The following is a 26,519-nucleotide window of genomic DNA, read 5'->3' on the forward strand; positions in this document are numbered from 1 at the left end:
GACCCGAGGGCACTTCCCAACGGACGATGCTGCAACAAAATTAATCTGGTTGGGATTGCGAAATATCACTGCTAACTGGGGCAAACCGGCACATGACTGGAAGAGTGCGATGAACCAATTTGCGATTCTGTACGGAGATCGATTTATCAGGCCTACCTGGTAAAACTAAGGCCTGCCTGTCGGCAGGCCGTTACCGGCCCGCACACAAAAAATCTGACACTCTCATATGTACTCAATCCAGACGAAAAATCAAAACGCCAACTTATACCCAATCGCCATCAACATAACCGCCAGGCACGGCCGTAACACGCCATCCGGCACCTTGCCAGTCATGTGACTGCCCAAGTAAATACCGGGCAACGACCCCATCAACAAAAACCCCAACAAATGCCAGTCCATATTCCCCATGCTGGCATGCCCCAACCCCGCCACCAACGTCAGCGGCACCGCGTGGGCAATCTCCGTCCCCACCAACCGCCGCGTAGCCAGAAACGGATACAGGATAAACAGCGCCACCGTGCCCAGCGCACCCGCCCCGATAGACGTCAGCGCAACCATGGTCCCCAGCACCGCCCCGGTCACCACCGTCAGCACGTTCAAGTTACGCGGGCTCATGTGATAGTCATCGCCCGCATGGCGCTGGGCAAAGGCCAACAGACTTTTCTTGAACAGAATCGCCAGCGCCGTCAGCAGCAACACAAACCCCAGCGCCTGCTTGATCACCGCGTTCATCGCACTCGGATCAGTGTGCAGGCTGGCGAGGAACCACAGCGTCAGCAGCACCGCCGGCACACTGCCCAGGGTCAGCCAGCCGGTGATGGTCCAGTCGATGTTCTTGTTCTTGCTGTGCACCAGCACGCCACCGGATTTGGTGATGGCCGCGTACAACAGGTCGGTGCCCACGGCGGTGGCCGGGTTGATGCCGAACCACAACAGGATCGGGGTCATCAACGAGCCCCCACCAACACCGGTCATGCCGACGATAAAACCAACGATCAGGCCGGCGATTACAAAACCAACATTACCCACATCCATTCCAGCTACCCGCGGCCTTAAAAATTTCTGGCCGCAGGATAGCGATTTTTCTTATAACGACTTATATCAATATGATCTGACTTTATGCTTTTTGCCTCAGCCGATGACACAGGTAGGCTTGCGTCTGATACGGGAACGCCACCGTGTCGCGCCCGCGCAAGGCCGGATGGGTGTCGATCAGTGCCCGCAGTTGCGCGGTGACCGCGGCTTTTGCCGCCGCCGGCAGCACTGCGATAAAGCTCACCGACAGAAAGCGGTCCATGATTACTTCCTGCGGGCTGCCAACATGTTGATACGCAAAACAGGTCATTTCGGGTGCGGAAAAATACTCGCCGGTGAAGGCTTCACGCCACTGGCCTGTGTGAAACCGCGGCGTGTCGCCCTCGTAGGGTGTGATGATGTCGGTAATGGCAGCGACCCAATCCACCGACTCATCGCGCACATTCCACACCAGCCCCAAGCGCCCGTCGGGTTTGAGTACGCGGTGAATTTCGGCCAGCGCCGCTTTCGTGCAAAACCAATGGAAGGCTTGCGCACAGACCACCGCATCCGCGACGCCAGCTTCCAGAGGAATGGATTCGGCCGTGCCATTGACCAGGTGCACATCAGGTAGAAGTTTACTGAGCTGCGCGCCCATCGCCTCCACAGGCTCGACCGCCACCAGGGTCGGCGCCAGGGCGCTGAGCAAGCGGGTGAATTTGCCGGTACCGGCGCCCAGATCGATGACCGTCGACTGCGCGTCGATGTGCAGCGCATCGGTCAACCAGCCGGTGAGTTGTCGTGGATAGCCGGGCCGGCCTTGGGCGTAGGTGACGGCCTGGGTAGAGAAACCCTGTTGAGCAGACGCGTGAACACCAGTCATTGCCAATTTCTCCTCGGGTATAGCGGGGGCACAGTGTGCGCCCTCGCGCCTTTATTTTCTAATCACTGCATCCAATCGTGCGCGGCCTGGGTAGTGCTTACAGTGACCCCGCTGTTCTACTCAATGGAGAAACACCGATGAACGCTAAAGCACTGTTCTGCCTGACCGCCCTGCTGGCCGCTGCGCCAACGGTTTTCGCCCAGACCGGCCTGCCCGACAGCATCAAGGTGCCGGATGGGCACAAGGTTGCGCTGGAGACCACTGGCGTCGGCGAAATCACTTACGAATGCCGAGACAAAGCCAACGCTGCTGGCCAGACCGAATGGACTTTTGTCGGCCCTAAAGCCGTGCTCAGTGACCGCAGCGGCAAGGCCGTAGGCACCTACTTTGGCCCGCCGGCTACCTGGCAAGCCAACGACGGCTCGAAGGTCACCGGCACTCAGTTGGCGGTAGCACCTTCGAGCACGGGCAACCTGCCGTATCAATTGGTCAAGGCCAACCCCGCCGAAGGCAAGGGTGCAATGAGTGGCGTGAGTTATATCCAGCGGGTCGCGCTTAAAGGCGGTGTGGCGCCGAGCACCGCATGCACCACCGCCAACAAAGGCAAGCAGGAAGTGGTGAAATACCAGGCCGACTACATCTTTTGGGCGGCCAACTGAGCCATTTCAGCTACGCTGCTGCAGTAGCGCCCCGGCCTCTGGGTCGGGGCATTGGTTTTGTTCTTACTGCGGAAAACAGTGTCCTTGCCCGAACCCACTTTTGATTACGAAGCCTGCTTGGGCGCTTGTGCCCGTGGCGATCAACGTGCCCTGCGCCGGCTGTATGAGCACGACAGCAGCCGCCTGCTCGGTGTGGCCATGCGCATTGCCCGGGACAAAGCCTTGGCCGAAGATATTGTGCATGACGCCTTTATCAAGATCTGGCGCGGCGCCGGCAGTTTCGACCCCAGCCGTGGTTCGGCGCGGGGCTGGGTGTTCAGCGTGACCCGGCACCTGGCATTGAATGGGGTGCGCAACCTTCATCGCGAGGTGGCGTTGGACGACGCACATGAATACGTTGCAACCGCCGACGACAGCGTTGAATTCAGCGCGCGCTCAGGCCAGATTCAGCACTGTCTGGAACAACTCGACCCGGCCCGTCGCCGTTGCGTGCTCCACGCCTATGTCGACGGCTATTCCCATAGCGAAATCGCACAGAAACTGGACACCCCGTTGGGCACCGTCAAAGCCTGGATCAAACGTAGCCTAGCTGCGCTGCGGGAGTGCATGGCATGAGCAACCCACTGGACGAGCTGGCCGGCGAATATGTACTCGGGACCCTGCCCGCCGAGCAGCGCGCCGACGTTGAACAGCGCTTACCCCTGGATGCCGAGTTGCGCGCGGCGGTGGACGCTTGGGAGCAGCGCCTGTTGCCACTGACGGCGTTGGCCGAACCGGTGCCACCCTCGTCCCAGCTATGGCGGCGCATCGAACGCACTGTCGCGCCCGCCGATACCGCCGCCGAAAATCGGCTGCCGTGGTGGAACCTGCTGGCACTCTGGCGCGGCCTGGCCGGTGCCGGGTTGGTCACCTCGTTGGTATTGGCGGCGTTGCTGCTCACCCGCCCACCCACCGCTGAACCAACCTTTGTGGTGGTGCTGGTAGCGCCACAAAACCAGGCCCCAGGCTGGGTGATCCAAGCCAGCACTGCGCAGCAGATCCAGCTGATTCCATTGGGCGTGATGCAAGTGCCTGCCGACAAGGCCCTGCAATTCTGGACCAAGGCGGACGGCTGGCAAGGCCCCGTATCGCTGGGGTTGGTCAAGCCAGGAGAGACGCTGTCGGTGGCGCTGGACAAACTCCCGCCACTGGCGCCAAACCAACTCTTCGAGCTGACCTTGGAAGACCCTCTAGGCTCGCCCACCGGCAAACCCACCGGGCCGATCCAGGCGATCGGCCGTGCCGTTAAGGTGCTCTGATCAGTCGAGGCTGGGCAACCACAGCCGAAACCGCGCCCCACCCAAGGGCGATGCCAGGGCCGTCAAGCTGCCGCCCTGGGCTTCCATTGCGCGTCGGCTGATGGCCAAACCGAGGCCGAAGCCGCCGGTGGCGCGATCGCGGCTGCGGTCGAGGCGATAAAAGGGTTCGAAAATGCGCTCACGCTGATCCACGGGAATGCCGATGCCATCGTCATCCACCCAGATCTCACAGCCGTTGGCGCACACCTTGACGCCCACCTGGATGCGTTTATCGCAGTAGCGCGTGGCATTGCGCAGCAGGTTCTGCAACGCACGGGCGGTGAGGCGCGGGTCAAGGCTGAAGCGCTCCACGGCACAGTCGAGCGCCACATCGATGACAATCTCGGGGTTTTCCAACTCGTCGTCGACGCTGCCCAGCACGCTGTCGATAAATTCGTCGAGCACCACGTCGACCCGCTCCGGCAGTTGCGCCGGGTTCTGCAGGCGGCTGTAGGAGAGCAATTCCAACACCAGCTCATCCAGCTCGCGAATGTGCGCCACCAGGCTTTGCAGACGTTCGCGGCTGGCGTGCGGCAGGTCTTCGGACAACGCCAGCGCCAGGCCGAAATCCAGGCGAGTCAACGGCGTGCGCAGTTCATGGGAGACGGCGTTAAGCAGGTCACGCTGCTGATTAAGCAGGCGTTCGATATCGTCGGCCATGGTGTCGAACACCGACGCCAGGCTGCCGATGTTGGAGCTGGCCGGAATACGCGTACGTTCGGCCAAGTTGCCCCTACCCAGCTGCGCGGCGGTATTTTTCAGGCGCTCCAGGTCACGCCAGTGCGGGCGCAGCCAGAACAGCAGGCAGGCCAGCAGCGCAGCGCCAATCAGTACGTTCATCGACCAGTACAGCAGGTTCATGTCCAGCGGGTCGGGCGGAATGGTGAGTTTGACCGCAAACTGCTGGTTGATCGGCGAGCTGATTTCTTCCATCCAGCCCCACTCGCCCAGGCGGATCACTGGTTTGCCCAGCTCCAGTAACTGTTCTTCTGCTGGCGTGTAGCTGGCGTCCTGGCGCAGCAGCAGTTGCACTTTGAGCGGCGCAAAGTCACGGCCCAACTGGTCGGTGACCTGTGACCAACGCTCGACCGGCGCTCGCAGGTATTGCTTGACGATGAGTTTTTGCAGGCCGCGGGTTTGCTCGACGTTGTAGTTCAAGTAGCGGTGTTCGAATACCTGAATCACCAGCTTAGGAATCAGGTAAATCGCCGCGCTGTAGGTGACGATGGTGATCAGGTAGAGGCGCAGGAGGACACGAAACATGGATCAGCATTCCCACTCGGAACGGCTAAACAGGTAGCCCTTGCCCCACACGGTCTTGATCTTGCGCGCCTCACCGGCGTGGTCGTCAAACTTGCGACGCAGCTTGGAGATGGCCACGTCCACCGAACGGTCGGTGCCGTTGAACTCGATCCCGCGCAGGCGTTGCAGGATCTGGTCGCGGCTGAGCACTTCTCCCGCGTGCCGGGCCAACACCACCAGCAAGTTGTATTCACCGCTGGACAGTTCCACCGTCTGCTCGCGCCAGGTCACGGTACGCTCCGACAGGTCGATGCACAGGTTGCCCATGACGATCTGGTCGTTGGCCACTTGAGGCTCGGACAGGCTGCTGCGGCGCAGCAAGGTGCGGACACGGGCCAGTAGCACGCGCGGCTCGCACGGTTTGGTGACATAGTCGTCGGCGCCCATTTCCAGGCCCAGCACCTGATCGTGGCTGTCGTCGCGGGCGGTGAGCATGAGGATCGGCAGGCCCGCCGAGTCGGCACGCAGCAGCCGGCACACCTGCAAGCCGTCGAGGCCCGGCAGCATCAGGTCGAGGATCACCAAGTCCGGAGGATTGAGGCGCGCCCGTTCACGTACGTGATCGCCACGGCTGAGCACGCTGACATGGTAGCCATTGCGTTCCAGGTAGCTGGCAATCAGCTCGGAGAGTGCGGCGTCGTCTTCCACCAGAAGGATGTTGGGCATGGTGTTTCCAAATAATACTGTTAGCGGTCATACACAAAACCAATGTGGGAGGGAGCTTGCACCCGATCGCGGTGGTTGAGTTGACTCATCTATTGGCAGCTCCACCGCCACCGGGAGCAAGCCCCCTCCCACATTTGATCTTTGCTGTTTGCAGGATTGTGCAAGGATATACGCCCTCAGCGAACTATGGGTCGCACCTTACATTTCTTCACAGACGAGCTACACAGCTTCACAGCACCACGGCGCAGGTGTCTTTAGGATGCGCCAGTCAATATTGGGATATGAGCATGTCGAAGAATCTGTTTGCGCCGTTTTGCCTGCTGGCCCTGACACTCGCCCTGAGCGCGTGCGGTCAGTCGGCGGACGAAGCGCCGGAAACGCCCCTGGCCAAAGTCCGCATCGAAACCCTTGAGGCTAAGCCCCTGTCCATCACCAGTGAGCTGAGTGGGCGCATCGCCGCGCCGCGCATTGCCGAGGTGCGCGCGAGGGTTGCCGGCGTGGTGATGCAGCGCGTGTTCAAGGAAGGCCACGATGTGAAACAGGGTGACGTGTTGTTCCGCATCGACCCGGCTCCGTTCAAGGCCGACCTCGACAGCGCCCAGGCCAACCTGAGCAAGGCCCAGGCCAATGCGTTCCAGGCGCGCTTGCAAGAGCAACGCTACAGCCAGTTGGTGGAAGGCAACGCCATCAGCGGCCAGGACTACGACAATGCCCGCGCCGCCGTGCGCCAGACCAACGCCGAAGTCGCCGCCAACAAGGCCGCCGTGGCGCGCGCCAAACTCAACCTGGGCTACGCCACCGTGACCGCACCGATTTCCGGGCGTATCGGCCGTGCGCTGGTGACCGAGGGCGCGCTGGTCGGGCAGAACGAGGCCACGCCGTTGGCGGTCATCCAGCAACTGGACCCGATCCACGCCGACCTGACCCAGTCCACCCGCGAGCTCAACGACCTGCGCCGCGCCTTCCGTGCCGGCAGCTTGAAGCAGGTTGGCCAGGACCAGGCCAAGGCCACGTTGATCGAAGACGACGGCAGCCTGTACCCGCTGCCGGGCAAATTGCTGTTTGCCGACATCAGCGTCGACCCGGGCACCGGGCAAATCATCCTGCGCAGCGAGTTCCCCAACCCGGACCTCGACCTGCTGCCCGGCAGCTTTGTACGGGTGCGCCTGGAACAAGCCGTGGATAAACAAGGCATCAGCGTGCCGCAACGCGCCATCACCCGAGACAGCGCCGGCATCCCGATGGTGCTGCTGTTGGACGCCGAACAGACCGTCAGCCAGCAGCCCGTGGAGCTGGGTGCGGTGATCGAAGATCGCTGGATCGTCAGCAGCGGCCTCAAGCCCGGTGACCGCATCATCGTCGAAGGCCTTCAGCATGCGCGCCCCGGTGAAACCGTCGAAGTGGACGACAGCCCCGCCCCGAGTGCCCAGGCCTCTGCCCGCTAAGGAAAGGAATACCTAATGCCGCAGTTCTTTATTGACCGCCCGATCTTCGCCTGGGTGGTCGCCCTGTTTATCCTGCTGGCGGGCGCGCTTGCCATCCCGCAACTGCCGGTGGCTCAGTACCCCAACGTCGCGCCGCCGAAGGTGGAAATCTACGCGGTGTACCCGGGCGCCTCGGCCCAGACCCTGGACGAAACCGTGGTCAGCCTGATCGAGCAGGAGCTCAACGGCGCCGATCACCTGCTGTATTTCGAATCCCAGAGCAGCCTGGGTTCGGCCACCATCACCGCGACCTTCCAGCCGGGCACCGACCCGGAAATGGCCCAGGTCGATGTGCAAAACCGCCTGAAAGCGGTAGAGCCGCGCCTGCCGCAAGCGGTGACTCAGCAAGGCTTACAGGTTGAGAAAGTCTCCGCCGGTTTCCTGCTGCTCGTCACCCTGACGTCCAACGACGGCAAGCTCGATGACGTTGCGCTCAGCGATTACCTGGCGCGCAACGTGATGAACGAACTCAAGCGCCTTGACGGTGTGGGCAAAGCGCAGCTGTATGGCGCCGAGCGCGCCATGCGCATCTGGATCGACCCACAGAAACTGATTGGTTTCAACCTCACGCCGGCTGACGTCAACGCCGCAATCAGCGCGCAGAACGCCCAAGTTTCGGCGGGCAGCATTGGTGATTTGCCGGGCACCAAGACCCAGGAAATCACCGCCGCGATTCTGGTCAAGGGCCAGCTGTCGACGCCGGCGGAATTCGCCGACATCGTGCTCAAAGCCAACCCCGATGGCTCCACCGTGCGTATTGGCGATGTGGCGCGGGTGGAAATCGGCAGTCAGGAATACCAGTTCTCTACGCGCTTGAATGGCAAGCCATCCACCGCCGTCAGTGTGCAGCTGTCGCCGGGTGCCAACGCGCTGAGCACTGCAACCCTGGTGCGCGCGAAGATGGACGAGCTGTCGCGCTACTTCCCGGCCAACGTGGAGTACAAGATTCCGTACGACACCTCGCCGTTCGTCAAAGTCTCGATCACCAAGGTGGTCTACACCTTGCTCGAAGCCATGGCGCTGGTGTTTGCGGTGATGTTCCTGTTCCTGCAGAACGTGCGCTACACGCTGATCCCGACGCTGGTGGTGCCGATTGCGTTGATGGGCACTTTCGCCACCATGCTGTTGCTGGGGTTCTCGATCAACGTGCTGACCATGTTCGGCATGGTGCTGGCCATCGGCATCCTGGTAGACGATGCGATTGTGGTGGTGGAAAACGTCGAGCGCATCATGGTCACCGAGGGCCTGTCGCCCAAGGACGCTACACGCAAAGCCATGGGCCAGATCACCGGAGCCATCGTCGGCATCACGCTGGTGCTGGTGGCGGTGTTTCTACCAATGGCCTTCATGCCGGGTTCGGTGGGGGTGATCTACCAGCAGTTCTCGCTGTCGATGGCCACCTCGATCCTGTTTTCGGCGTTCCTCGCCCTGACCTTGACCCCGGCCTTGTGCGCCACGTTGCTCAAACCGATTGCCAAGGGCGACCACCATGCCAAGGGCGGTTTCTTCGGCTGGTTCAATAAACGTTTTGAAAACCTCACCGACCGTTACGAAGGTTGGGTAGCCTATGCGCTCAAGCGCAGTGGGCGTTACCTGCTGATCTATCTGGTGTTGCTGGTGGGCCTGGGTTGGCTGTTCAGCCGTCTGCCCTCCTCGTTCCTGCCGGTCGAAGACCAGGGCTACACCATCACCGATATCCAGTTACCACCGGGTGCGAGTAAAAACCGCACGGTGCAGGTGGCCGAGCAAATCGAGGCGCATAACGCTGGGGAGCCTGGAGTGGGTGACACCACGATGATCATGGGCTTCAGTTTCTCCGGCTCCGGGCAGAACGCGGCGCTGGCGTTTACCACGCTGAAGGATTGGTCGCAACGCAGCAGCGACGACTCCGCCTCAGCGATCGCCGACCGTGCCAACGAAGCCTTCAGCGCGCTCAAGGATGCGATTGCCTACGCGATCCTGCCACCGCCGGTAGACGGCCTGGGCACCTCCAGCGGCTTCGAATTCCGCTTGCAAGACCGCGGTGGCGTCGGCCATGCCGCGTTAATGGCTGCGCGTACCGAACTGCTGGCCGCCGCCGAGAAAAGCCCGATCCTGGCCAACGTGCGTGAAAGCGCCCTGGCCGAGGCGCCGCAAGTGCAGCTGGAAGTCGATCGCAAACAGGCTAACGCGTTGGGCGTGTCCTTCGCGGACGTCGGCAATGTGCTGTCTTCGGCCATCGGTTCGGCGTACGTCAACGACTTTCCCAACCAAGGCCGCATGCAACGAGTAGTGGTACAGGCCGAAGGCGACCAGCGTAGCCAGGTCGCGGATTTGCTGAAGATCAACGTACGCAACAATGCCGGGAAAATGGTGCCGTTGTCGGCGTTTGTCGAGGCCAAGTGGACCCAAGGCCCGGCACAGTTGACGCGTTACAACGGCTACCCGGCTATCGCCATCAGCGGCGAAGCGGCACCGGGGCACAGCACGGGTGAGGCCATGCAAGAAATCCAGCGCCTGGTCAGCCAACTGCCGGCGGGCCTGGGCCAGGAATGGACCGGGTTGTCGCTGCAGGAACGTTTGTCCGGCTCCCAGGCGCCGTTACTGTTGGGCCTGTCGCTGCTGATCGTGTTCCTGTGCCTGGCGGCGCTGTATGAAAGCTGGTCGATCCCGACCTCGGTGTTACTGGTAGTGCCGCTGGGCGTGCTCGGCGCGGTAGTGGCGGTGAGCTTGCGCGGCATGCCCAACGATGTGTTCTTCAAGGTCGGCCTGATCACCATCATTGGCTTGTCGGCGAAGAACGCGATCTTGATCATCGAGTTTGCCAAAGACCTGTATGAGCAAGGCGAAGACTTGGTCGAGGCCACCTTGAAAGCCGCGCGGCTGCGCCTGCGGCCGATCATCATGACGTCGCTGGCGTTTATTCTCGGCGTGGTGCCATTGGCGATTGCCACGGGTGCAAGCTCGGCCAGCCAGCAGGCCATCGGCACGGGCGTGATCGGCGGGATGATCACCGCCACCCTGGCGGTGGTGTTTGTGCCGGTGTTCTTTGTGGTGGTCATGAAACGGGTGCGCAAAAAGACCTAACTGGGTATCCCTTGGCCTGCGCGCTTGTTGTGGCGAGCGGGCTTGCCACAACAAGCCCGCGATGCCTCAGAAAGTCTGCTGGCCATAACGAACACGCTCAGCCCAGCACGTCAGCCGTTGAAGAATGCGCTATGGTGCTCACAACCGCCCCTGTTGTGAGCACCTATGGCCTTCCTCGCCCGCACTCACCCTCGCCTCTCATCCGCTGCCGTTCTCGGCCTCGCCGTGGGCATTCTGGCGCCGGCCGACACACTCGTCAGCAAGATCCTCATCGGCTGGAACGCCGGCGTCTGGACCTATCTGCTGCTGATGCTGTGGCTGGCGACCCGAGCCCGCGCCGGCGAGGTAAAACGTATTGCCGAAATCGAGGATGAAAACGCCGGGCTGGTGCTGTTCATGGTGTGCATCGCGGCGATTGCCAGCTTGGCGACCATCACCGTCAACCTGGTGGGCAGCAAGGACCTGGGCAGTACTGAGCGCCTGCTGCATTACGGTTTTACCGGCATGACGGTGATTGGCTCATGGCTGCTGACCGGGGTGATTTTCAGCGTGCACTACGCGCGGCTTTTTTACACGTGGGAAGGCGAAGAACCGGCGCTGCGCTTTGCCGAAGGTTTGCGCAACCCCAACTACTGGGACTTCCTGTACTTCTCGTTCACCATCGGTGTGGCGGTGCAAACCGCTGACGTGGGCGTGGCCACACGCAGCCTGCGCAAAGTGGTACTGGGCCAGTCGTTGATCGGCTTCCTGTTCAATACGGCGATTCTGGGCTTCTCGATCAATATCGCGGCGGGGTTGTTCAGTTAGGTCGAACGGGCTGATCTGATGCGCAAAAAAAAGGGGAAGCCGAAGCTTCCCCTTTTCAACTGCCTAGACCGCTTAGAAGGCCCACTGCACACCTACTGTTGCACCCCAAGGCTGATCGTAGGCCTTGCCTTTCATATGCGTGGCTTCAGCATGCACACTCAGGCTTGGCGACAACGAAACAGCCATGCCGCCGGCGACTTCTATACTTGCGCCCGACAGGTTGTTTTTAAATTGCTGATCGTTGACATAAACCTTGTTGTCCGGGCTGAAATCACGCGCCACCGCCGTGCGCAGATACGGTTGCAGAATACCGCCGCTTTCGAGCTGGATATTTTTACCGGCGGTGATACCTACTTTGCCGATCGCTGAAGTGGCACGATCGCTTTTCGCCTTCAGACCGTTGTCCATCGTGTAGTTGGAGCCGCCAATCGCGGCGACGGCCAACTGAGCGAAGGGTTCAAGATACAAACCGTCATCATCGAGCTTGATATTCTTGCCGACTTCAACCGATGCACTCACCGCGTCTTGCGAATATTTGCCTTTGGCGCGCTGACCATCGCTCATATTCACCTGGCTTTGGCCGTTCAGGCGGTTGACCTTGGCCGTCAGGTCGACATACACACCACTCTCGTCATCACGCAAAATGCCGTATACACCGGCGTAGTAACTGTTGACCATACCGCTGCTGCCACGGCTCAGGCCCAGGGTGGAGTTGCTGTAACCGCCCATCACACCCAATGTCCACAGCTCATCGACCGCCCAGTCTGCACCGAGGGTCAGACCCGCCTGATTCTGTGAGTAGCCCACACCGTTGTTGTTGGCGGCCACGTCAACCTTGTTACCGTAGCCGCGCATCCACAGGCCTTGGCTCTTGCCTTCGCCGAAGCGTACCTCACCCATGCGGGTGCGCAAGATGCTCGATTCGCCAAGCAAGACAGCCGGTGCAGCGTTGGCGAGTGCCAGCACTGCCTTGGCGCTGGTACTGGTGCCCTTTTTCTCGGTGTCCAGGTACCAGTCGGTGCCTTCCTGCTTGAGCCCATATTCGAAAGCGCCGACGTCGACGGTATCGCCCACGAGGCCAAACTTGGCGCCGCCGCTTTGGGTGTGCACCACCTGGATGGCTTCACCGGTGGCCAACTCCGAGCCACTGGCGCCGATCAGCAATTGGTGACTGCCTTCGGCGTTGCCGTTGACATTCAACAGGTCGGTCTCGCCGGTGTTGAAGTTGGTGTGCATTTTGAACGTGCCGTTGCCGCTCAAGTTGTTGGTGTTGAGTTGAACGTATTGAGTTGGGGCACCAAAGACCACATTGCCGCCGCTCATTTTCAACGTATTGACCTGGCTGTCACCCACCAGTACCCACTGGGCGTTCCCATTGACGTCAAGTTGATCGACGTTGCGCAATTGGCCGGTCAGCGAGGCATTGTTGTTGAGCTGCACCGTGCCGGTGCTGCCCGCACCAATCACCACATCGCCGACCAACCTGCTGTTGTCGACATTCATGTTGGCAATCGAATTATTGTCTACTTGAAGCAACACACCATTGCCGCTTAGCAAATTTGAGCCGTTAAGCACCTGAATATCGGCCCTGGTGTTGTTAGTAAGCGACGGGTTCACCAAGATCGCAGCACCCGTTTTGCCCTGGACCACAGAGTTATCCAGGATTAACGAGTTGGTGCGCGTCAGATTGGCGTCCGTGCGCATATTTACGCCATTTGCTCCGCCGACGATGGTGCTGTTATTCCTGACCGCAGCCTCAGCATTTAGCAAGACCAACCCCATGCCCGTCGCATCGGTCGCCGTGACACGGGCGTTGTCCAGCGTCACGGTGCTGTAGCCCGCAGCATTGATACCACGGGTTGAACCGACCACACTGCTGTCTCTTACCGTGACGGAAGAACCGTCCGTTGCGCCCGCAGTCCGGGTCACAGACACACCAAAGCCGCCGCTATTCTCCACTGTGCTGTTATTGATGATGTAGACGATGCTGTTGCCTCTGACGAGGATGCCTTGTCCTATCCCGGGACGGGCCTGCACCGCTGAACGATCAACCACAATAGTCGATTGATTGTTGGCCAGAATGTCTAACGTCTTACTGCCCGCCTGAAGTGTCAAGCCTGCGTTATCCATCACGATCTGCCGAGTGCTCGCACCGGAGGCGATCAAGTGAGAACGTGGAAACAGCGTATAATCATCAATCGGCGTAGTGGATGTTATTGATGCGTTAGGCGATTTTACATCGGTGTGAGCTTGGGCATTGGGCGAGACCAGAAACAATAGCGAGACGGCTTGTGCCATCAATGCAAGGCTCAAAGGCGTTGGTTTGAAATTGAATACTGCCGACATATTTATGGACCTCTAGTACCTTCACGAAGTGATAGGGAGGGTTCTAAGTCTCGTGAGACCCAACCAATCAAGCGGCGCCATGATTGTTCAGCGCACGGCTCAAATCTGTAGGACTTATCCTAACTATCGATGCGAATAATCAATAAACAGCACTGAAAAGAGCGCCAGCACTGACTGGCATGCCAAAGAGGGCTCTTGCCCTCTTTGGCAATTACATTAACGCCATGGCCTATGCCGGGATAACCGCACCCGAGCAGTAATACGAAGTGCCTGCCGGGCCCGCAATTCGACCTCTAACACGAATAGTTTCGGGCAAGGAACTGACCGTTTGACCCATGTACTGCGTGCTAATCGTTACTATTGCAGAACCCGAAATGGCGTTCGCTCGATTATTGTGGATCGGGTCATACAACTCCTGCGCGGTACCAAGATCAACCGTAAACCCAACGCGGCGCGCAGCGTCATTAGGCAGGTTGAACGACTTGACTACCGGCGTTAAACCGGGGCCTGTAGCGGTGTCATTCTGGAACCCAACGTACGTCACGACCACCGGTTCTGAAGTGGACAATAAGTCGGAGCCAGGGATAAACACTCTGAGTGTGCCGGTATTCACTGGCGACAAGCTATTGCAGCCCGCCGATTTATTTATACCTGCAGTATTCTGAACGGTTGGCGTGCCCAAACGCCGGACCGCAGAGTCAACAATCACATCGTGTTGCGACGTCGTCCCAACGTTAGGATTGCCTGGGCGAGTAATGGAATAAAACACGGGCTGAGTAGGGCCGCCCAAAGCGATGATTTCACTAAACGGCAGCGGGATTATTACCTCCCGATCAACATTGATGCTCGTTACATCCGTTGAATACACGCGACCGCCATAAACGACAGAAACGGTGAACGGTAGAATCGTTTCAGGCGTTCTGTTTGTCGTCCACAATGGGATTCGGAATCGTGCATCCCGATTTACATCGGCAAGCTCAAGGTGGTTGGGCGGTCCAAATACATTGTTAGGGCGTACCGCTTCGACCACGACTGGAAGCAGGTCTGTCACCAGGGTCGGCCCTACAGGTTCCAGGTTCAGGTCGAATCGAGTGCTTAACGGCGGTGTCGGATAGGTGTTCGTGCCGCGACTAACCGTGTAAGTAGCGGTGACCGCCACGAAGCCTGGCCCTGTCCCGTAAAGCGTCGCCATGTTATCTGGGGTGAACTGAAAATCCGGAAAACCAGAAGCGCCCACCGGCTTAGTCAGCGTTATTGAACCGTTGACTGAAGTCAAGACGCAGGTGATTGAATCTGACGGCCGCACGGGGTTCATGAAGGGCGGAACCCGCGCGATTGCACCGTTATTAGCCGATACATCAGCACTATTGATCAGGCTGTCGGTCTCGGCCAGCAAGATCACCAATGGCGCAAAGCCACTAGGTGCCGGGTCACCCGCCATATCCTCAAGCGTTAACTTGTATGACTGCTGAGATGGATTGCCGGCAGCGTCATATACTATATAACTTACTTCATGGATCCCCCGCTTTTCGGCCATGACTGCGCTATACGGCACGGTGCAGACGGTTGGCTGGGCTGGATCAATCGGAATCCTTGTTCCGGAGGCAAATTGGATTGGTCTGTCCGAAGAGCCGTAGTACACCGAGACCGTATCACCCGGGGATTTCCCTTGCTCGAGCAGATAAACAAAGGGAAAGTTTACCTCGCCCAGGCTCTGGAAAAGGGCAAGGTTAAGAGGCCCCGAAAGACCCGAAGGCAACGTCGGCTCGGGAGGTCGATCACCCGTAACGTCATAGGGCGCTGTCTCGTCAACGATCAGCAACTGCGCGACCGATGAGTTGCGAGTATCCGTGTCAGGGTCATACACGGTGTACCTGATTAACCACGCGCCATTCTGCAAATATTCTTCCGGAATATTCATTACGAAAGGATCGGAGGGGTTAGAGACCTCGACTGAATAGCCGGGAGGGCTTACGAAATACAAATCCTCTGCATTGGCATTAGGCATGCCGGCCAACGCATGGCCAGCAGGAAAGACGGGGACGGCCGCATAAGGGCGGATCTGTATCGTTACCACGTTAGGCGCGAGCGGATCTGTACTCGGAAAGTCCCATAAAGGAACGCGGTAGGTTAAGAATTGACTTTTTGCGGCCGCCCTAGTGAGCAACCCCGGGAAACCCGGCACCTGACCGTCAAAGCTACCGGCTGAAAGTCGCATGACTTGGTAGTCCGCGGGCACTTTTGGTATAAAACTGTCAATAATATCTCTGTTTGTCCTGTCCATGTTCTTGCTCCGACTAGTTAAACCACTAAAACAACTACTTACTTCGCCAGCTGGCGACACTTACGCCTATCAGCCACGAACTTTAATCACACCGATGCGCCACGGACGCTGCGTGCACGAGATCGCAATAAGCTCATTGAAAAAACATCACTCAACCACGAACTTTTCCGCGAGGTGAGCAATAAAAACCCGTGCCGTACGTCAGATCAACGCGTAGGTACCCGGGCAATGATTCGCCCACTCGCGTACCGTCTCGCCATACTTCATAACTGCCGCTTGCCGAGGCAAAATTGCGTAAAGGAAACAAGGTGGTATCAAACGAATCCACGATCACTGTTGCGCCCTTCTGTGCGTGAGTGCTCGTCCAACGCAGCGATGTCCTGAACACCGCATTTAGATTCTCGGTGGCCCAGTTATTTTCATTAAACCCTTGCCATACAAACCTCACTTCATCACCCTCGCGGATACCGGCATGAGGGGCTATTAACCAACTGACCCCTGCCATAAAAGACGGGGTTGAAGAGCAGGTTAAGTAACCATTTTTGTTTAATGAGTGCCCTATTTCGGGGGCAGGTAACGGACGCGTAGGGGTTGTTGTTCCGAGCAGGTTCACCTTAAACGGCAGGCCGAGACTCCTCGGCACGCTGAAGTTGCCAGTCGCGTCATAGATCCTGAAGAATATGTGCGCAGCGCCATCGTTCAACTTGCGGAAGGCAGCCGCGTCCAGAGAAGCCGTCGGGGGCTGGGTCGTAAAATCCACCAACGCACGTCCAGCCGCTGCCAGATTCTGAGGAGGATCTTGCAAGTTAGATAAATAAAACTCGACCCAGTCATAGGGTGCCTGGATGTTGTAGGGCGGAATGATAAACGCCGTCTGTGGATGATCAACAATATATTGCTCGTTGAGTGCAGGCGAAGGCGGCACCACAAACTGCAGTACATCCGTGGGCCGCAGCAACCTTGGAGGGTCCAGATCAATTGTGATAGGAATGCTCGGGCGCATACTGTTAGTACCGCCCTCGGTATCGACGCTGTAGTAAAGTTCTGCGACGCGGGTTGCGCTGCGCAAGTCGGCCAGTTTGATCTCAACTTCGTAGAAATCGAGAATCGGCGGTGGGGGCGCCGTGACTTGCAGCCTGGCAAGCAACCTTTCCCCATCGTGACTGAGCCAAAAAAGACTTAGTGTATGCGCCGGCTCACCCACCACCGGTGTATCCCACGCGGGGACGAGCACTTTCAGCGGCGCCAACAATAACGCTTGCGGTACGACCCCTCTCCCGTTGGTGGTATCGACGCCCTTGATGATCAATGGCGCCAAGGATGGAATGTTGGTTAGATCACCTTCCACGGGGACGGAAGATGTGCTGTTTTTTATCGTCGTCATATTCCGGCCTCAGGGTTAGTGTCACGACGCCGAGCCAGAAGAGAACTTCCTGGCCTGTTCGCTGTTAGAAGAATTAAACGCTCAAAGCCGCGGGCCGGATACTGTCAGAACTCACAGGTAAGCCTGTCCACTCGTCGGTATTCGCCTATGACAACAGCGACTTATTTTCTAAATACTCCTTGACGAAAACAGGTTGCCTGGCATCTTATGAAACCGGTTTCAGTGCGACACTTACGCACTAAAACGACTCAATCCAATAAGAAAGGCCCGCCACCGTGACTCCATTTTCCGCCGCCCAGCGCAGCCGCGTGACCATGCTTGACGTCGCCGAGCGCGCCGGTGTGTCCAAAGCCAGCGTCTCGCGTTTTATCGGTGATGACCGTGCCCTGCTCTCCGACGCCATCGCGCTGCGCATCGAGCAGGCCATCAGCGATCTCGGCTACCGTCCCAACCAAATGGCGCGCGGTTTGAAACGCGGGCGCACACGCCTGATCGGCATGCTGGTGGCCGATATCCGCAACCCCTACTCCATTGCCGTGATGCACGGCGTCGAGACCGCCTGCCGCCAACACGGCTATAGCCTGGTGGTGTGCAACACCGACCGCGATGACGAACAGGAACGCCAACACTTGGCGGCGCTGCGCTCGTACAACATCGAAGGGCTGATCGTGAACACCCTCGGCCATCACCTCGACCAATTGCTCGAACTGCAGCAGGAAATGCCGCTTGTGCTGGTCGACCGCAAGGTCGAGCCGCTGCACAGCGATTTGGTGGGGCTGGACAACCGCGCAGCCGTGCGCATCGCCGTGGAGCATCTGCAACAGCAGGGTTATCGCGATGTATTGCTGGTGAGCGAAGCCGCCGATGGCACCAGCTCGCGCGTGGAGCGCCAGACCAGTTTCACGGCCGAGATCGCCAGCCGCCCCGAACTGACCGGCGCAGTGCTGGAACTGAATGGCGAACTGCAAAGCCATTTGCAGGCCTTTGTGGCCAATCCCGGCCCGAAGGCGTTGTTCTGCGCCAACGGCATTGCCGCGCTGGCCTGTACCCGTGCGCTCAAGGCCCTGGGCTGTAACCTGTTTGACGATGTGGGCCTGATCGCCCTGGATGACCTGGACTGGTACCCGTTGGTGGGCAACGGCATTACCGCCCTCGCCCAGCCCACTCAAGCGATTGGCGCCAGTGCGTTCGACTGCCTGCTCCAACGCCTGCGCGGCGATGACGCGCCGACGCGCACCCTGGATTTTTTGCCGGAATTAATCATCCGTGGCTCCACTCAATCCCTTGTGGGAGCTGGCTTGCCGGCGATGACGGTTCATCAGACGAAGCAGTAATCGCCTGACACACCGTCATCGCCGGCAAGCCAGCTCCCAGACTTGTTTTGCGTCGAAAAATGAAACCGGTTTCAGAGGTACATAACAATGCATAAATACCCCGTCTCCATCAGCCTTTCCAGCTACGGCGCTGACCTGGTACGCCAACAGGGCCAGCTGAGTTTTGTCGAGTTGCTGAGTGCCGCCGGCGCCCAGCGCATCGAGTGGCGTGAAGAACTGCTGACCAACGAACACCCCGCCACACTGGCCCAGGCTGCCGCCGCGCATGGCCTGGAATCGGTGTTCTCTTCGCCGCTGGAACTCTGGGTTGCCGGGCGCGCCCAGCCGAATGCCGAGCTCGCCGCCACCCTGGACCGCGCTCAGGCCTTCGGCTCGCGCTGGTTGAAAATCTCCCTCGGCTACTTCACCGACACCAACGACCTGCAAAGCCTGCACGCCCTGCTCAACCGCCACCCGGTGCGACTGCTGGTGGAAAACGACCAGACCCTGCACGGCGGGCGGATCGAGCCGATGCAACGGTTCTTTACCGACGTTGAGCGCCTGGGCCTGCCCGTGAAGATGACCTTCGACATCGGCAATTGGCAGTGGCAGGACCAATCCGCCCTCACTGCCGCGCGCCTGTTGGGCCGGCACGTGGATTACCTGCACTGCAAGGCCGTGGCCCGTCGCCAGGACGGCAAGCTGGTGGCCCTGCCGCCTGGCGCCACCGACCTGCATCTGTGGGAACAACTGCTCAAGCATATGACTCAAGGGATTACCCGGGCCGTGGAGTTTCCGTTGCAAGGCGATGACCTGACCGACGTCACCGCGCAACAGGTTGCCACCCTCGCCCCCCTTGGCCAGCCGCGTGCGGAGAATGCCCATGTCTGAGATCGATATCTTGTCGTTTGGCGAAACCATGGCGATGTTTGTCGCCGAGCAGACCGGCGATTTGGCCCAGGTGGCCCAATTCCACAAACGTATTGCCGGCGCCGACAGCAACGTCGCCATCGGCCTGTCGCGCCTGGGCTTCAACGTGGCCTGGCTGAGCCGGGTCGGGAATGATTCGCTTGGGCGTTTTGTGGTCGACACGCTGAAAAAAGAAGGCTTGGATTGCCAGCATGTGGCGGTGGACCCGCAGCACCCCACCGGCTTTCAGTTCAAGTCCCGCGAAGAAGCCGGCGCGGACCCTCAAGTCGAATACTTCCGCAAAGGTTCGGCCGCCAGCCACTTGTCCATCGCCGCCATCAGCCCCGCGCTGTTACAGGCGCGGCACCTGCACGCCACCGGCATACCGCCGGCCTTGTCCGAGGCCACCCGCGAGTTGTCGGTGGAATTGATGACGCAAATGCGCAAGGCCGGGCGCAGTGTGTCGTTCGACCCGAACCTGCGCCCGTCGCTATGGGCCAGCCAAGCGCAAATGATCAGCGCAATCAACGCCCTGGCCGCGCTGGCTGATTGGGTACTGCCAGGCTTGAGCGAAGGCCGCTTGCTCACCGGTTTCGACGACCCGGCCGACATCGCCGCGTTCTATCTCGACCAAGGCGCGGAAGCCGTGGCGATCAAACTGGGGCCGGATGGCGCCTATTACCGCACCCAGATGGACCAAGGCTTTGTCGCCGCCGTGCCGGTGGAAAAAGTCATCGACACCGTCGGTGCCGGTGATGGCTTTGCCGTCGGCATGATCAGCGCCCTGTTGGAAAACCTCAGCTTTCGCGAAGCCGTACAGCGCGGCAATTGGATCGGCAGCCGCGCCGTGCAGAGCCGGGGCGATATGGAAGGCTTGCCGACCCGTTTGGAGTTACCTGCCCGATCCGTTGCATGACCCACACCCTGTTGCCACAACTACAACAAGCTCAGGAGCAACCCCATGGATACCTTGAAACTCGCCACTCGCCGCTGGTGGTACATCATGCCCATCGTGTTTATCACCTACAGCCTGGCGTACCTGGACCGCGCCAACTATGGCTTCGCCGCCGCCTCCGGGATGGCCGAAGACCTGATGATCACCCCCGGCATGTCGTCGCTGCTGGGTGCGCTGTTCTTCCTCGGTTACTTTTTCTTCCAGGTGCCGGGGGCGATCTACGCGCAAAAACGCAGCGTTAAAAAGCTGATTTTCGTCAGTCTGATCCTTTGGGGCGGCCTCGCCACCCTGACCGGCGTGGTGTCCAACGCCTACATGCTGATCGCCATTCGCTTCATGCTCGGGGTGGTCGAAGCCGCCGTGATGCCGGCGATGCTGGTGTACCTGTGCCATTGGTTCACGCGTGCCGAACGCTCGCGCGCCAACACCTTCCTGATCCTTGGTAACCCGGTGACCATGCTGTGGATGTCGGTGGTCTCGGGCTATCTGGTGCAGCATTTCAGCTGGCGCTGGATGTTTATCATCGAAGGTTTGCCGGCGGTGATCTGGGCGTTTATCTGGTGGAAGCTGGCGGACGAAAAACCCGCCGACGCCACGTGGCTGAGTGAGCAACACAAAAAAGACCTGGAAAGCGCCCTGGCCGCCGAACAAGTCGGGATCAAGGCGGTGAAGAACTACGCCGAAGCCTTCCGCTCGCCGAAAGTGATCATCCTGGCGCTGCAGTTTTTCTGCTGGAGCATCGGCGTGTACGGCTTCGTGTTGTGGCTGCCGTCGATCCTCAAGGCTGGCTTGCAGATGGACATGGTCGAGGCCGGCTGGCTGTCGGCGCTGCCTTACCTGGCAGCGGTGATCGGCATGCTCGTGGTGTCGTGGGGCTCGGACAAGCTGCAAAAACGTAAACGTTTTGTGTGGCCCCCCTTGCTGATTGCCTCCATCGCGTTCTACGCCTCCTACATGCTCGGCGCCGAACACTTCTGGTGGTCCTACACCCTGCTGGTGATCGCCGGGGCCTGCATGTATGCGCCGTACGGGCCGTTCTTCGCGATTGTCCCCGAGATTCTGCCGGCCAACGTTGCCGGTGGCGCCATGGCGCTGATCAACAGCATGGGCGCGCTCGGCTCCTTCGGCGGCTCGTACTTGGTGGGTTATCTCAATAGCAGCACCGGTTCGCCAGGCGCCTCGTACCTGCTGATGAGCGGTGCGCTGATGCTGGCCGTGGTGCTGACGATTTTCCTCAAGCCCGGCGCGAGCGACCGTGAACGCGCGCCGATGCCGCCCCTTGGATTGAAGGTGAAAACCCGATGAAAAAGTCTGTCGTTTTATACAAGAAACTCTCCGCGCCACTGATGGCCCGCCTGCATGAGCAGGCCGACGTCACGTTGATCGAGGCACTCGATGAACCGGGCCTGGCCAAACTGCGCGACGCCTTGCCCAGCGCCCAGGGCCTGCTGGGTGCCAGCCTGCGCCTGGACGCCCAGTTGCTCGACTTGGCGCCCAAGCTTGAAGCAATCGCCAGCGTCTCGGTGGGTGTCGACAACTACGACATCGACTACCTCACCCAACGTGGCATCCTGCTCAGCAACACCCCGGATGTGCTCACCGAAACCACTGCCGATACCGGTTTCGCGCTGATCCTGGCGACCGCGCGCCGTGTGGTCGAACTGGCCGACATGGTCCGCGCCGGCCAATGGAACAAGAACATCGGCCCCGCGCATTTCGGCACCGACGTACACGGCAAGACCCTGGGCATTATCGGCATGGGCCGCATCGGCGAAGCCCTGGCCCAACGCGGGCATTTTGGTTTTGGCATGCCGGTGATCTACCACAGCCACTCGCCCAAACCGTTGGTGGAAGAACGCTTCGGCGCGCAGTACCGCAGCTTGGTGGCCTTGCTCAAGGAAGCCGATTTTGTCTGCCTGACCTTGCCGCTGACCGCCGAAACCGAAAAGTTGATCGGCACTGAGGAGTTTGCGCTGATGGGCCCAGAGACGATCTTTATCAATATCTCGCGTGGCAAAGTGGTGGACGAAGCCGCACTGGTCCAAGCGTTGCAGCAACGTACGATTCGGGCGGCGGGCCTGGATGTGTTTGAGCGTGAACCGTTGAACCACGACTCGCCGTTGCTGCGCTTGAACAACGTGGTGGCCACACCACACATCGGCTCGGCGACCCATGAAACGCGTGAGGCGATGGCCAAGTGTGCGGTGGACAACCTGCTGGCGGCGCTGGCGGGTGAACGGCCGAAAAACCTGGTGAATGGCACGGCCTGGACACACTAATCCCCCACACCACACAAACCCCCACAGTTAGATCACCTACACCGGTAAATCAGCGCAAGGCGCGGCGCAGTACTTTGCCGACGGTGGTCTTGGGCAGTTCGGTGGTGCGAAATTCCACATACCGCGGCACTTTGTAACCCGTCAGGTATTCCCGGCAATGGGCAAGGATCTGTTCCTGGGTCAGGTTCGGGTCTTTGCGCACGACGATGATTTTCACTTTCTCGCCGGTCACAGGGTCTTCTACGCCAATAGCGGCGACTTCGCCCACGCCCGGGTGCAGCGCCACCACGTCTTCGATTTCATTCGGATACACATTGAAGCCCGAGACCAGAATCATGTCCTTCTTGCGGTCCACCAAGCGGATATAGCCGTGCTCATCCATTACCCCGATATCCCCGGTCGACAACCAGCCCTCAGCATCCAGCACCTCGGCGGTTTCCTTCGGGCGCTTCCAGTAACCCTGCATCACCTGCGGCCCACGCACTTGCAGTTCACCTTGTTCACCGATGTCGGCCAACTCGCCGTCCTCGCGCATAAAGCGCACCCAGGTCGACGGCAACGGCACGCCAATGCTGCCGGTGAACGCCATCTCGCGCATGCGTGAGATGTCGATGGGGCTGATGCTCACCACCGGCGAGCATTCGGTCAGCCCGTAGCCTTCGATGATCGGCAGCCCGGTCACCTCCTTCCAACGCTTGGCCACCGCCGTGTGCGTGGCCATGCCGCCGGCAATCACCATGCGCAGGTCGGAGAAGTCCCGCGCGCAGAATTCCTTGTTTTCCAGCAAGCCATTAAACAAGGTGTTGACCCCGGCAATCCCGTTGAAGCGCTCCTTGCGCAGGATCATCTGCACGCGCTTCACGTCGCGCGGGTTGGCGATCAGGATGTTGCGCCCGCCCAGGCACATGAACATCAGGCAGTTCACCGTCAGGGAAAAGATGTGGTACAGCGGCAACAAGGTGACGTTGGTTTCCTGCGTGTCCTGGTCCAGTTGGTCACCGACCCAGGCCTTGGCCTGCAACAGGTTGGCGATGATATTGCGGTGGCTGAGCATCACGCCCTTGGCGTCCCCCGTGGTGCCACCGGTGTATTGCAGGAAAGCCAGCTCATCGAGGTTCATGGCCACCGGGAGGTGATTGCGCGCCCGCCCCTGTTTCAGCACCTTGTTGAAGCGCACGGCGCCCGGCAGGTTGAATGTGGGCACCTGCTTTTGCACGCTGCGCAGGATGAAGTTCATCGCCGCGCCCTTCAAGGTGCCGAGCAAGTCGCCGATGGCCGCCACCACCACGCGCTTGACGCTGCTGCCGGCCACGACCTTTTCCAGGGTGTGGGCGAAGTTTTCGAAGATCACCACCGTTTCGGCGCCGCTGTCCTTGAGCAAATGCTTGAGCTCATGGGCGGTGTACAGCGGGTTGACGTTGACCACCACCGCACCGGCCAGGATCGTGCCCAATAGGCAGATCGGGTACTGCAAGCAGTTGGGCATCATCAACGCCACGCGGTCGCCTTTCTTCACACCCTGGCCCTGCAGCCATGCGGCAAACGCGACGCCTTGCACTCGCCAGTCGGCATAGGTCATTTCAGTGCCGATGCTGACATAAGCGACGCGCTCGCGAAATTTTTCCAAGTGTTCCAGGAACACTTCGCGCAGCGACGGGTAGTCCTCGATACCGGCCTCGATGTCCGCCGGCACGCCGGGCAAGTAAGCGTTCAACCAGATCCGTTCGGCGTGTTCCAGGCTTATAGCATTCATGGCAGTCTCCTTGTTGTTATTGTTTTAACGCTACTTTTCGACGATGGCGGTAATGCCCAGCCCGCCCGCCGCGCAGATCGAAATCAGGCCACGCCCGCCACCGTTCTCATGGATGGCTTTGGCCAGCGCCGCCAGTTGCCGGCCACCGGTGGCGGCGAACGGATGACCGCAGCCGAGCGAGCCGCCGTTGACGTTCATCTTGCTGCGGTCGATGGCGCCCAACGGGGCGTCCAAGCCTAGACGCTCGCGACAATAATCGGCGTCTTCCCAGGCCTTGAGCGTGCACAGCACCTGCGCGGCGAAGGCCTCGTGGATCTCGAAGAAATCGAAGTCGGCAAAGCTCAGGCCTTCGCGCGTGAGCATGCGGGGCACGGCGTAGGCCGGCGCCATCAGCAAGCCCTCGGTGCCGTCGACAAAACTCACCGCCGCCGTCTCGCCAGTGCGCAGGTAGGCCAGCACCGGTAAGCCATGGTCGGCCGCCCATGCTTCGCTGGCCAGCAGGACCACCGAGGCGCCGTCGGTCAGCGGCGTGGAGTTGCCTGCCGTGAGGGTGCCGTTCTGGCGGTCGTAGGCCGGGGATAGCCCGGCGAGCTTCTCCAGGCTGGCGTCGGCGCGCAGGTTGTTGTCGCGCACCAGCCCACGGTAAGGGCTGATCAGGTCGTCGAAAAAGCCACGTTTATAGGCGGCATCCAGGCGTTGGTGGCTGGTCAGGGTCAGTTCATCCTGGGCCAGGCGTTTGATCTGCCAGCGCCTGGCCATTTCCTCACAGTGCTCGCCCATCGACAGGCCGGTGCGCGGCTCGCCATTGCGCGGCAGCAATGGCTTGAAAAACATCGCCGGACGCACCTTCAGCAACGCTTGCAATTTGTCGCCAATGCCCTTGGCCCGATTGGCCGCGAGCAAGGTGTGGCGCAAGGATTCGTTGATGCCGATGGGCGCATCGGAGGTGGTGTCGGCACCGCCGGCAATGCCCACGTCGATCTGGCCCAGGGCGATTTTATTCGCCACCAGCAACGCCGCTTCCAGGCCCGTGCCGCAGGCTTGTTGCACGTCGTACGCGGGGGTTTCGGGCGACAGTGTGGTGGACAGCAGCGATTCGCGCGCCAGGTTGAAATCCCGTGAATGCTTGATCACCGCGCCCGCCGCAAACTCGCCGAGGCGCTGGCCATGCAGGTTATAGCGCTCGACCAGGCCTTGCAAAGCGGCGACGAGCAAGTCCTGGTTGCTGTCGTGGGCGTACACGCTGTTGGAACGGGCAAACGGAATACGGTTGCCGCCGATAATCGCCACGCGGCGAGTCGGGGCCGGGTTGAAGCTGTAGTCAGTCATCGACGGTTCTCATTCCAAATAAACAGCCCGCGCATATGCGGTTTATCGCCGGCAAAGTTGCGCACTTCGAACTCACGGCGCGGGCCGGTTGCCGGGCGACTCCACAGCGCGACCTGGCCGGGCAGGAAGATCGGCAGTTTGAAGTCGCAATGCGCTTGCGCCTGATCCAGACCACCCGGCGGTTGCTGGGCGGCCAAGGCCCGGCCGAGCGTCCACATGCCGTGGGCGATGGCGCGACGAAAGCCGAAGATTTTTGCACCGATCACCGAGGTATGGATTGGGTTGAAATCCCCCGACACCTTGGCAAAGCGGCGGCCCAGGTCGGCGGGCAGCACCCAGCGTTGGGTGCGTAACAGGCCGTCTTCCTGCAAGGGCAAAACGTCATCCCACGGTTCGCCGACGGGGTCTTTCACCTCGCGACGCAGGTACAGGCTGTCGCTCTCCCACACCAGCGCGTCGGCGCTGTAGGCCCGCGTGGCGATACTCAGCGCCTGGCCTTTGGGGTGCGCCACCCAGCGCTCGCAAAACACCTCCAGGCGCAAGGCTTGGCCTTCGTGCAGGCGTTGGTGCTGACGAATGCGATTGGCCAGGTGCACCATGCCGCTGGCCGGGTACGGAAAGCTCGGCCGCGTCAGCAGCATCAGGTGCAACGGGAAGGCCAGCACGTGCGGATAGGACAACGGCACGCCCTGTTCGCGCCGAAAACCACAGCCGCGACCATAGGCGGCGCTCCCCCTGCCCGCCAGCCC

21 protein-coding genes and 1 pseudogene are annotated in these 26,519 nt (G+C 60.2%); 12 read left to right on the forward strand and 10 right to left on the reverse strand.

Annotation, left to right across the window (positions count from 1 at the left end; genetic code table 11):
* Positions 1-163: pseudogene (locus E0F99_RS19545) on the forward strand (IS256 family transposase); the annotation flags it as partial.
* An 86-nt stretch (positions 164-249) separates the two neighbouring features.
* Here E0F99_RS19545 and E0F99_RS19550 read toward each other — a convergent pair.
* A complete protein-coding gene (locus E0F99_RS19550; RefSeq protein ID WP_083358188.1) occupies positions 250-1,035 on the reverse strand; it encodes a sulfite exporter TauE/SafE family protein in 786 nt (261 codons plus the stop codon).
* Positions 1,036-1,117: 82 nt separating this feature from the next.
* The gene (locus E0F99_RS19555; protein WP_083358187.1) at positions 1,118-1,897 is read right to left on the reverse strand and encodes a class I SAM-dependent methyltransferase; all 780 of its coding nucleotides are present in this window, start codon (positions 1,895-1,897) and stop codon (positions 1,118-1,120) included.
* A 137-nt stretch (positions 1,898-2,034) separates the two neighbouring features.
* Between E0F99_RS19555 and E0F99_RS19560 the strand changes: the two genes are divergently transcribed.
* The 3 genes from E0F99_RS19560 (at position 2,035) to E0F99_RS19570 (ending at position 3,854) form a co-directional block, all read left to right on the forward strand.
* Entirely contained in the window at positions 2,035-2,556 is a 522-nt protein-coding gene (locus E0F99_RS19560; RefSeq protein ID WP_083358186.1) for a DUF3455 domain-containing protein, read from the forward strand.
* An 84-nt stretch (positions 2,557-2,640) separates the two neighbouring features.
* Positions 2,641-3,171, forward strand: a complete 531-nt coding sequence (locus E0F99_RS19565; RefSeq protein WP_083360424.1) for a sigma-70 family RNA polymerase sigma factor — start codon at positions 2,641-2,643, stop codon at positions 3,169-3,171.
* Positions 3,168-3,854: an anti-sigma factor gene (locus E0F99_RS19570; RefSeq protein WP_083358185.1), complete on the forward strand. Its 687-nt coding sequence runs from the start codon at positions 3,168-3,170 to the stop codon at positions 3,852-3,854. Before E0F99_RS19565 ends, E0F99_RS19570 begins: the two co-directional genes overlap by 4 nt.
* Here E0F99_RS19570 and E0F99_RS19575 read toward each other — a convergent pair whose 3' ends face one another.
* Together E0F99_RS19575 and E0F99_RS19580 are read right to left on the reverse strand one after the other, a co-directional pair.
* Positions 3,855-5,156 (reverse strand): ATP-binding protein, encoded by a 1,302-nt coding sequence (locus E0F99_RS19575; protein WP_083358184.1) that lies wholly within the window; start codon positions 5,154-5,156, stop codon positions 3,855-3,857.
* Positions 5,157-5,159: 3 nt separating this feature from the next.
* Positions 5,160-5,861, reverse strand: a complete 702-nt coding sequence (locus tag E0F99_RS19580; protein WP_083358183.1) for a response regulator — start codon at positions 5,859-5,861, stop codon at positions 5,160-5,162.
* Positions 5,862-6,148: 287 nt separating this feature from the next.
* On the opposite strand from E0F99_RS19580, the gene E0F99_RS19585 reads away from it, so the two are divergent.
* From E0F99_RS19585 to E0F99_RS19595, 3 genes are all read left to right on the forward strand, one after another.
* Positions 6,149-7,306 (forward strand): efflux RND transporter periplasmic adaptor subunit, encoded by a 1,158-nt coding sequence (locus E0F99_RS19585; protein WP_083360423.1) that lies wholly within the window; start codon positions 6,149-6,151, stop codon positions 7,304-7,306.
* Between the two features lie 15 nt (positions 7,307-7,321).
* A complete protein-coding gene (locus E0F99_RS19590) occupies positions 7,322-10,411 on the forward strand; it encodes an efflux RND transporter permease subunit (protein WP_083358182.1) in 3,090 nt (1,029 codons plus the stop codon).
* Between the two features lie 165 nt (positions 10,412-10,576).
* Entirely contained in the window at positions 10,577-11,218 is a 642-nt protein-coding gene (locus E0F99_RS19595) for a DUF1345 domain-containing protein (protein ID WP_083358181.1), read from the forward strand.
* 72 nt (positions 11,219-11,290) lie between these two features.
* On the opposite strand, the gene E0F99_RS19600 is transcribed toward E0F99_RS19595, so the two are convergent.
* From E0F99_RS19600 to E0F99_RS19610, 3 genes are all read right to left on the reverse strand, one after another.
* Positions 11,291-13,000: an autotransporter outer membrane beta-barrel domain-containing protein gene (locus tag E0F99_RS19600; RefSeq protein WP_083360422.1), complete on the reverse strand. Its 1,710-nt coding sequence runs from the start codon at positions 12,998-13,000 to the stop codon at positions 11,291-11,293.
* 793 nt (positions 13,001-13,793) lie between these two features.
* Positions 13,794-15,848 carry a hypothetical protein gene (locus tag E0F99_RS19605; RefSeq protein ID WP_083358180.1) on the reverse strand — a complete coding sequence of 685 codons (2,055 nt, stop codon included), beginning with the start codon at positions 15,846-15,848 and terminating at the stop codon, positions 13,794-13,796.
* 151 nt (positions 15,849-15,999) lie between these two features.
* On the reverse strand, positions 16,000-17,232 hold the full coding sequence (locus E0F99_RS19610; RefSeq protein ID WP_232000056.1) for a hypothetical protein: 1,233 nt from the start codon (positions 17,230-17,232) through the stop codon (positions 16,000-16,002).
* A gap of 275 nt (positions 17,233-17,507) precedes the next feature.
* On the opposite strand from E0F99_RS19610, the gene E0F99_RS19615 reads away from it, so the two are divergent.
* The 5 genes from E0F99_RS19615 to E0F99_RS19635 all read left to right on the forward strand — a co-directional run bounded on the left by E0F99_RS19615 (position 17,508) and on the right by E0F99_RS19635 (position 22,688).
* Complete coding sequence (locus E0F99_RS19615; protein ID WP_083358179.1) at positions 17,508-18,566, forward strand: LacI family DNA-binding transcriptional regulator; 1,059 nt, start codon at positions 17,508-17,510, stop codon at positions 18,564-18,566.
* An 87-nt stretch (positions 18,567-18,653) separates the two neighbouring features.
* Positions 18,654-19,436, forward strand: a complete 783-nt coding sequence (locus E0F99_RS19620) for a sugar phosphate isomerase/epimerase family protein (protein WP_083358178.1) — start codon at positions 18,654-18,656, stop codon at positions 19,434-19,436.
* Complete coding sequence (locus E0F99_RS19625; protein ID WP_083358177.1) at positions 19,429-20,370, forward strand: sugar kinase; 942 nt, start codon at positions 19,429-19,431, stop codon at positions 20,368-20,370. Before E0F99_RS19620 ends, E0F99_RS19625 begins: the two co-directional genes overlap by 8 nt.
* Before the next feature lie 45 nt (positions 20,371-20,415).
* A complete protein-coding gene (locus E0F99_RS19630; protein WP_083358176.1) occupies positions 20,416-21,714 on the forward strand; it encodes an MFS transporter in 1,299 nt (432 codons plus the stop codon).
* The gene (locus tag E0F99_RS19635) at positions 21,711-22,688 is read left to right on the forward strand and encodes an NAD(P)-dependent oxidoreductase (RefSeq protein ID WP_083358175.1); all 978 of its coding nucleotides are present in this window, start codon (positions 21,711-21,713) and stop codon (positions 22,686-22,688) included. Before E0F99_RS19630 ends, E0F99_RS19635 begins: the two co-directional genes overlap by 4 nt.
* A gap of 49 nt (positions 22,689-22,737) precedes the next feature.
* On the opposite strand, the gene E0F99_RS19640 is transcribed toward E0F99_RS19635, so the two are convergent.
* The 3 genes from E0F99_RS19640 to E0F99_RS19650 all read right to left on the reverse strand — a co-directional run.
* The gene (locus E0F99_RS19640; RefSeq protein WP_083358174.1) at positions 22,738-24,441 is read right to left on the reverse strand and encodes an AMP-binding protein; all 1,704 of its coding nucleotides are present in this window, start codon (positions 24,439-24,441) and stop codon (positions 22,738-22,740) included.
* 30 nt (positions 24,442-24,471) lie between these two features.
* Entirely contained in the window at positions 24,472-25,770 is a 1,299-nt protein-coding gene (locus E0F99_RS19645) for an acetyl-CoA C-acetyltransferase (RefSeq protein WP_083358173.1), read from the reverse strand.
* Positions 25,767-26,519 (reverse strand): MaoC/PaaZ C-terminal domain-containing protein (locus tag E0F99_RS19650; RefSeq protein ID WP_130908880.1); only part of this gene is annotated, 753 nt, incomplete at its 5' end. The genes E0F99_RS19645 and E0F99_RS19650, both read right to left, overlap by 4 nt.

The sequence above is a fragment of the Pseudomonas antarctica genome (genome assembly GCF_900624995.1).
In the GTDB taxonomy this organism is placed as follows: Bacteria; Pseudomonadota; Gammaproteobacteria; order Pseudomonadales; family Pseudomonadaceae; genus Aquipseudomonas; species Aquipseudomonas antarctica.

What these genes read in the sequence shown, in the direction of transcription:
- E0F99_RS19630 (WP_083358176.1), top strand. Translation starts at nt 20,416, where the DNA reads ATGGATACCTTGAAACTCGCCACTCGCCGCTGGTGGTACATCATGCCC.
- E0F99_RS19585 (WP_083360423.1), top strand. Translation starts at nt 6,149, where the DNA reads ATGTCGAAGAATCTGTTTGCGCCGTTTTGCCTGCTGGCCCTGACACTC.
- E0F99_RS19560 (WP_083358186.1), top strand. Translation starts at nt 2,035, where the DNA reads ATGAACGCTAAAGCACTGTTCTGCCTGACCGCCCTGCTGGCCGCTGCG.
- E0F99_RS19645 (WP_083358173.1), bottom strand. Translation starts at nt 25,770, where the DNA reads ATGACTGACTACAGCTTCAACCCGGCCCCGACTCGCCGCGTGGCGATT.
- E0F99_RS19580 (WP_083358183.1), bottom strand. Translation starts at nt 5,861, where the DNA reads ATGCCCAACATCCTTCTGGTGGAAGACGACGCCGCACTCTCCGAGCTG.
- E0F99_RS19640 (WP_083358174.1), bottom strand. Translation starts at nt 24,441, where the DNA reads ATGAATGCTATAAGCCTGGAACACGCCGAACGGATCTGGTTGAACGCT.
- E0F99_RS19610 (WP_232000056.1), bottom strand. Translation starts at nt 17,232, where the DNA reads ATGACGACGATAAAAAACAGCACATCTTCCGTCCCCGTGGAAGGTGAT.
- E0F99_RS19575 (WP_083358184.1), bottom strand. Translation starts at nt 5,156, where the DNA reads ATGTTTCGTGTCCTCCTGCGCCTCTACCTGATCACCATCGTCACCTAC.
- E0F99_RS19590 (WP_083358182.1), top strand. Translation starts at nt 7,322, where the DNA reads ATGCCGCAGTTCTTTATTGACCGCCCGATCTTCGCCTGGGTGGTCGCC.
- E0F99_RS19620 (WP_083358178.1), top strand. Translation starts at nt 18,654, where the DNA reads ATGCATAAATACCCCGTCTCCATCAGCCTTTCCAGCTACGGCGCTGAC.
- E0F99_RS19625 (WP_083358177.1), top strand. Translation starts at nt 19,429, where the DNA reads ATGTCTGAGATCGATATCTTGTCGTTTGGCGAAACCATGGCGATGTTT.
- E0F99_RS19550 (WP_083358188.1), bottom strand. Translation starts at nt 1,035, where the DNA reads ATGGATGTGGGTAATGTTGGTTTTGTAATCGCCGGCCTGATCGTTGGT.
- E0F99_RS19555 (WP_083358187.1), bottom strand. Translation starts at nt 1,897, where the DNA reads ATGACTGGTGTTCACGCGTCTGCTCAACAGGGTTTCTCTACCCAGGCC.
- E0F99_RS19570 (WP_083358185.1), top strand. Translation starts at nt 3,168, where the DNA reads ATGAGCAACCCACTGGACGAGCTGGCCGGCGAATATGTACTCGGGACC.
- E0F99_RS19595 (WP_083358181.1), top strand. Translation starts at nt 10,577, where the DNA reads ATGGCCTTCCTCGCCCGCACTCACCCTCGCCTCTCATCCGCTGCCGTT.
- E0F99_RS19635 (WP_083358175.1), top strand. Translation starts at nt 21,711, where the DNA reads ATGAAAAAGTCTGTCGTTTTATACAAGAAACTCTCCGCGCCACTGATG.
- E0F99_RS19600 (WP_083360422.1), bottom strand. Translation starts at nt 13,000, where the DNA reads ATGGGGTTGGTCTTGCTAAATGCTGAGGCTGCGGTCAGGAATAACAGC.
- E0F99_RS19605 (WP_083358180.1), bottom strand. Translation starts at nt 15,848, where the DNA reads ATGGACAGGACAAACAGAGATATTATTGACAGTTTTATACCAAAAGTG.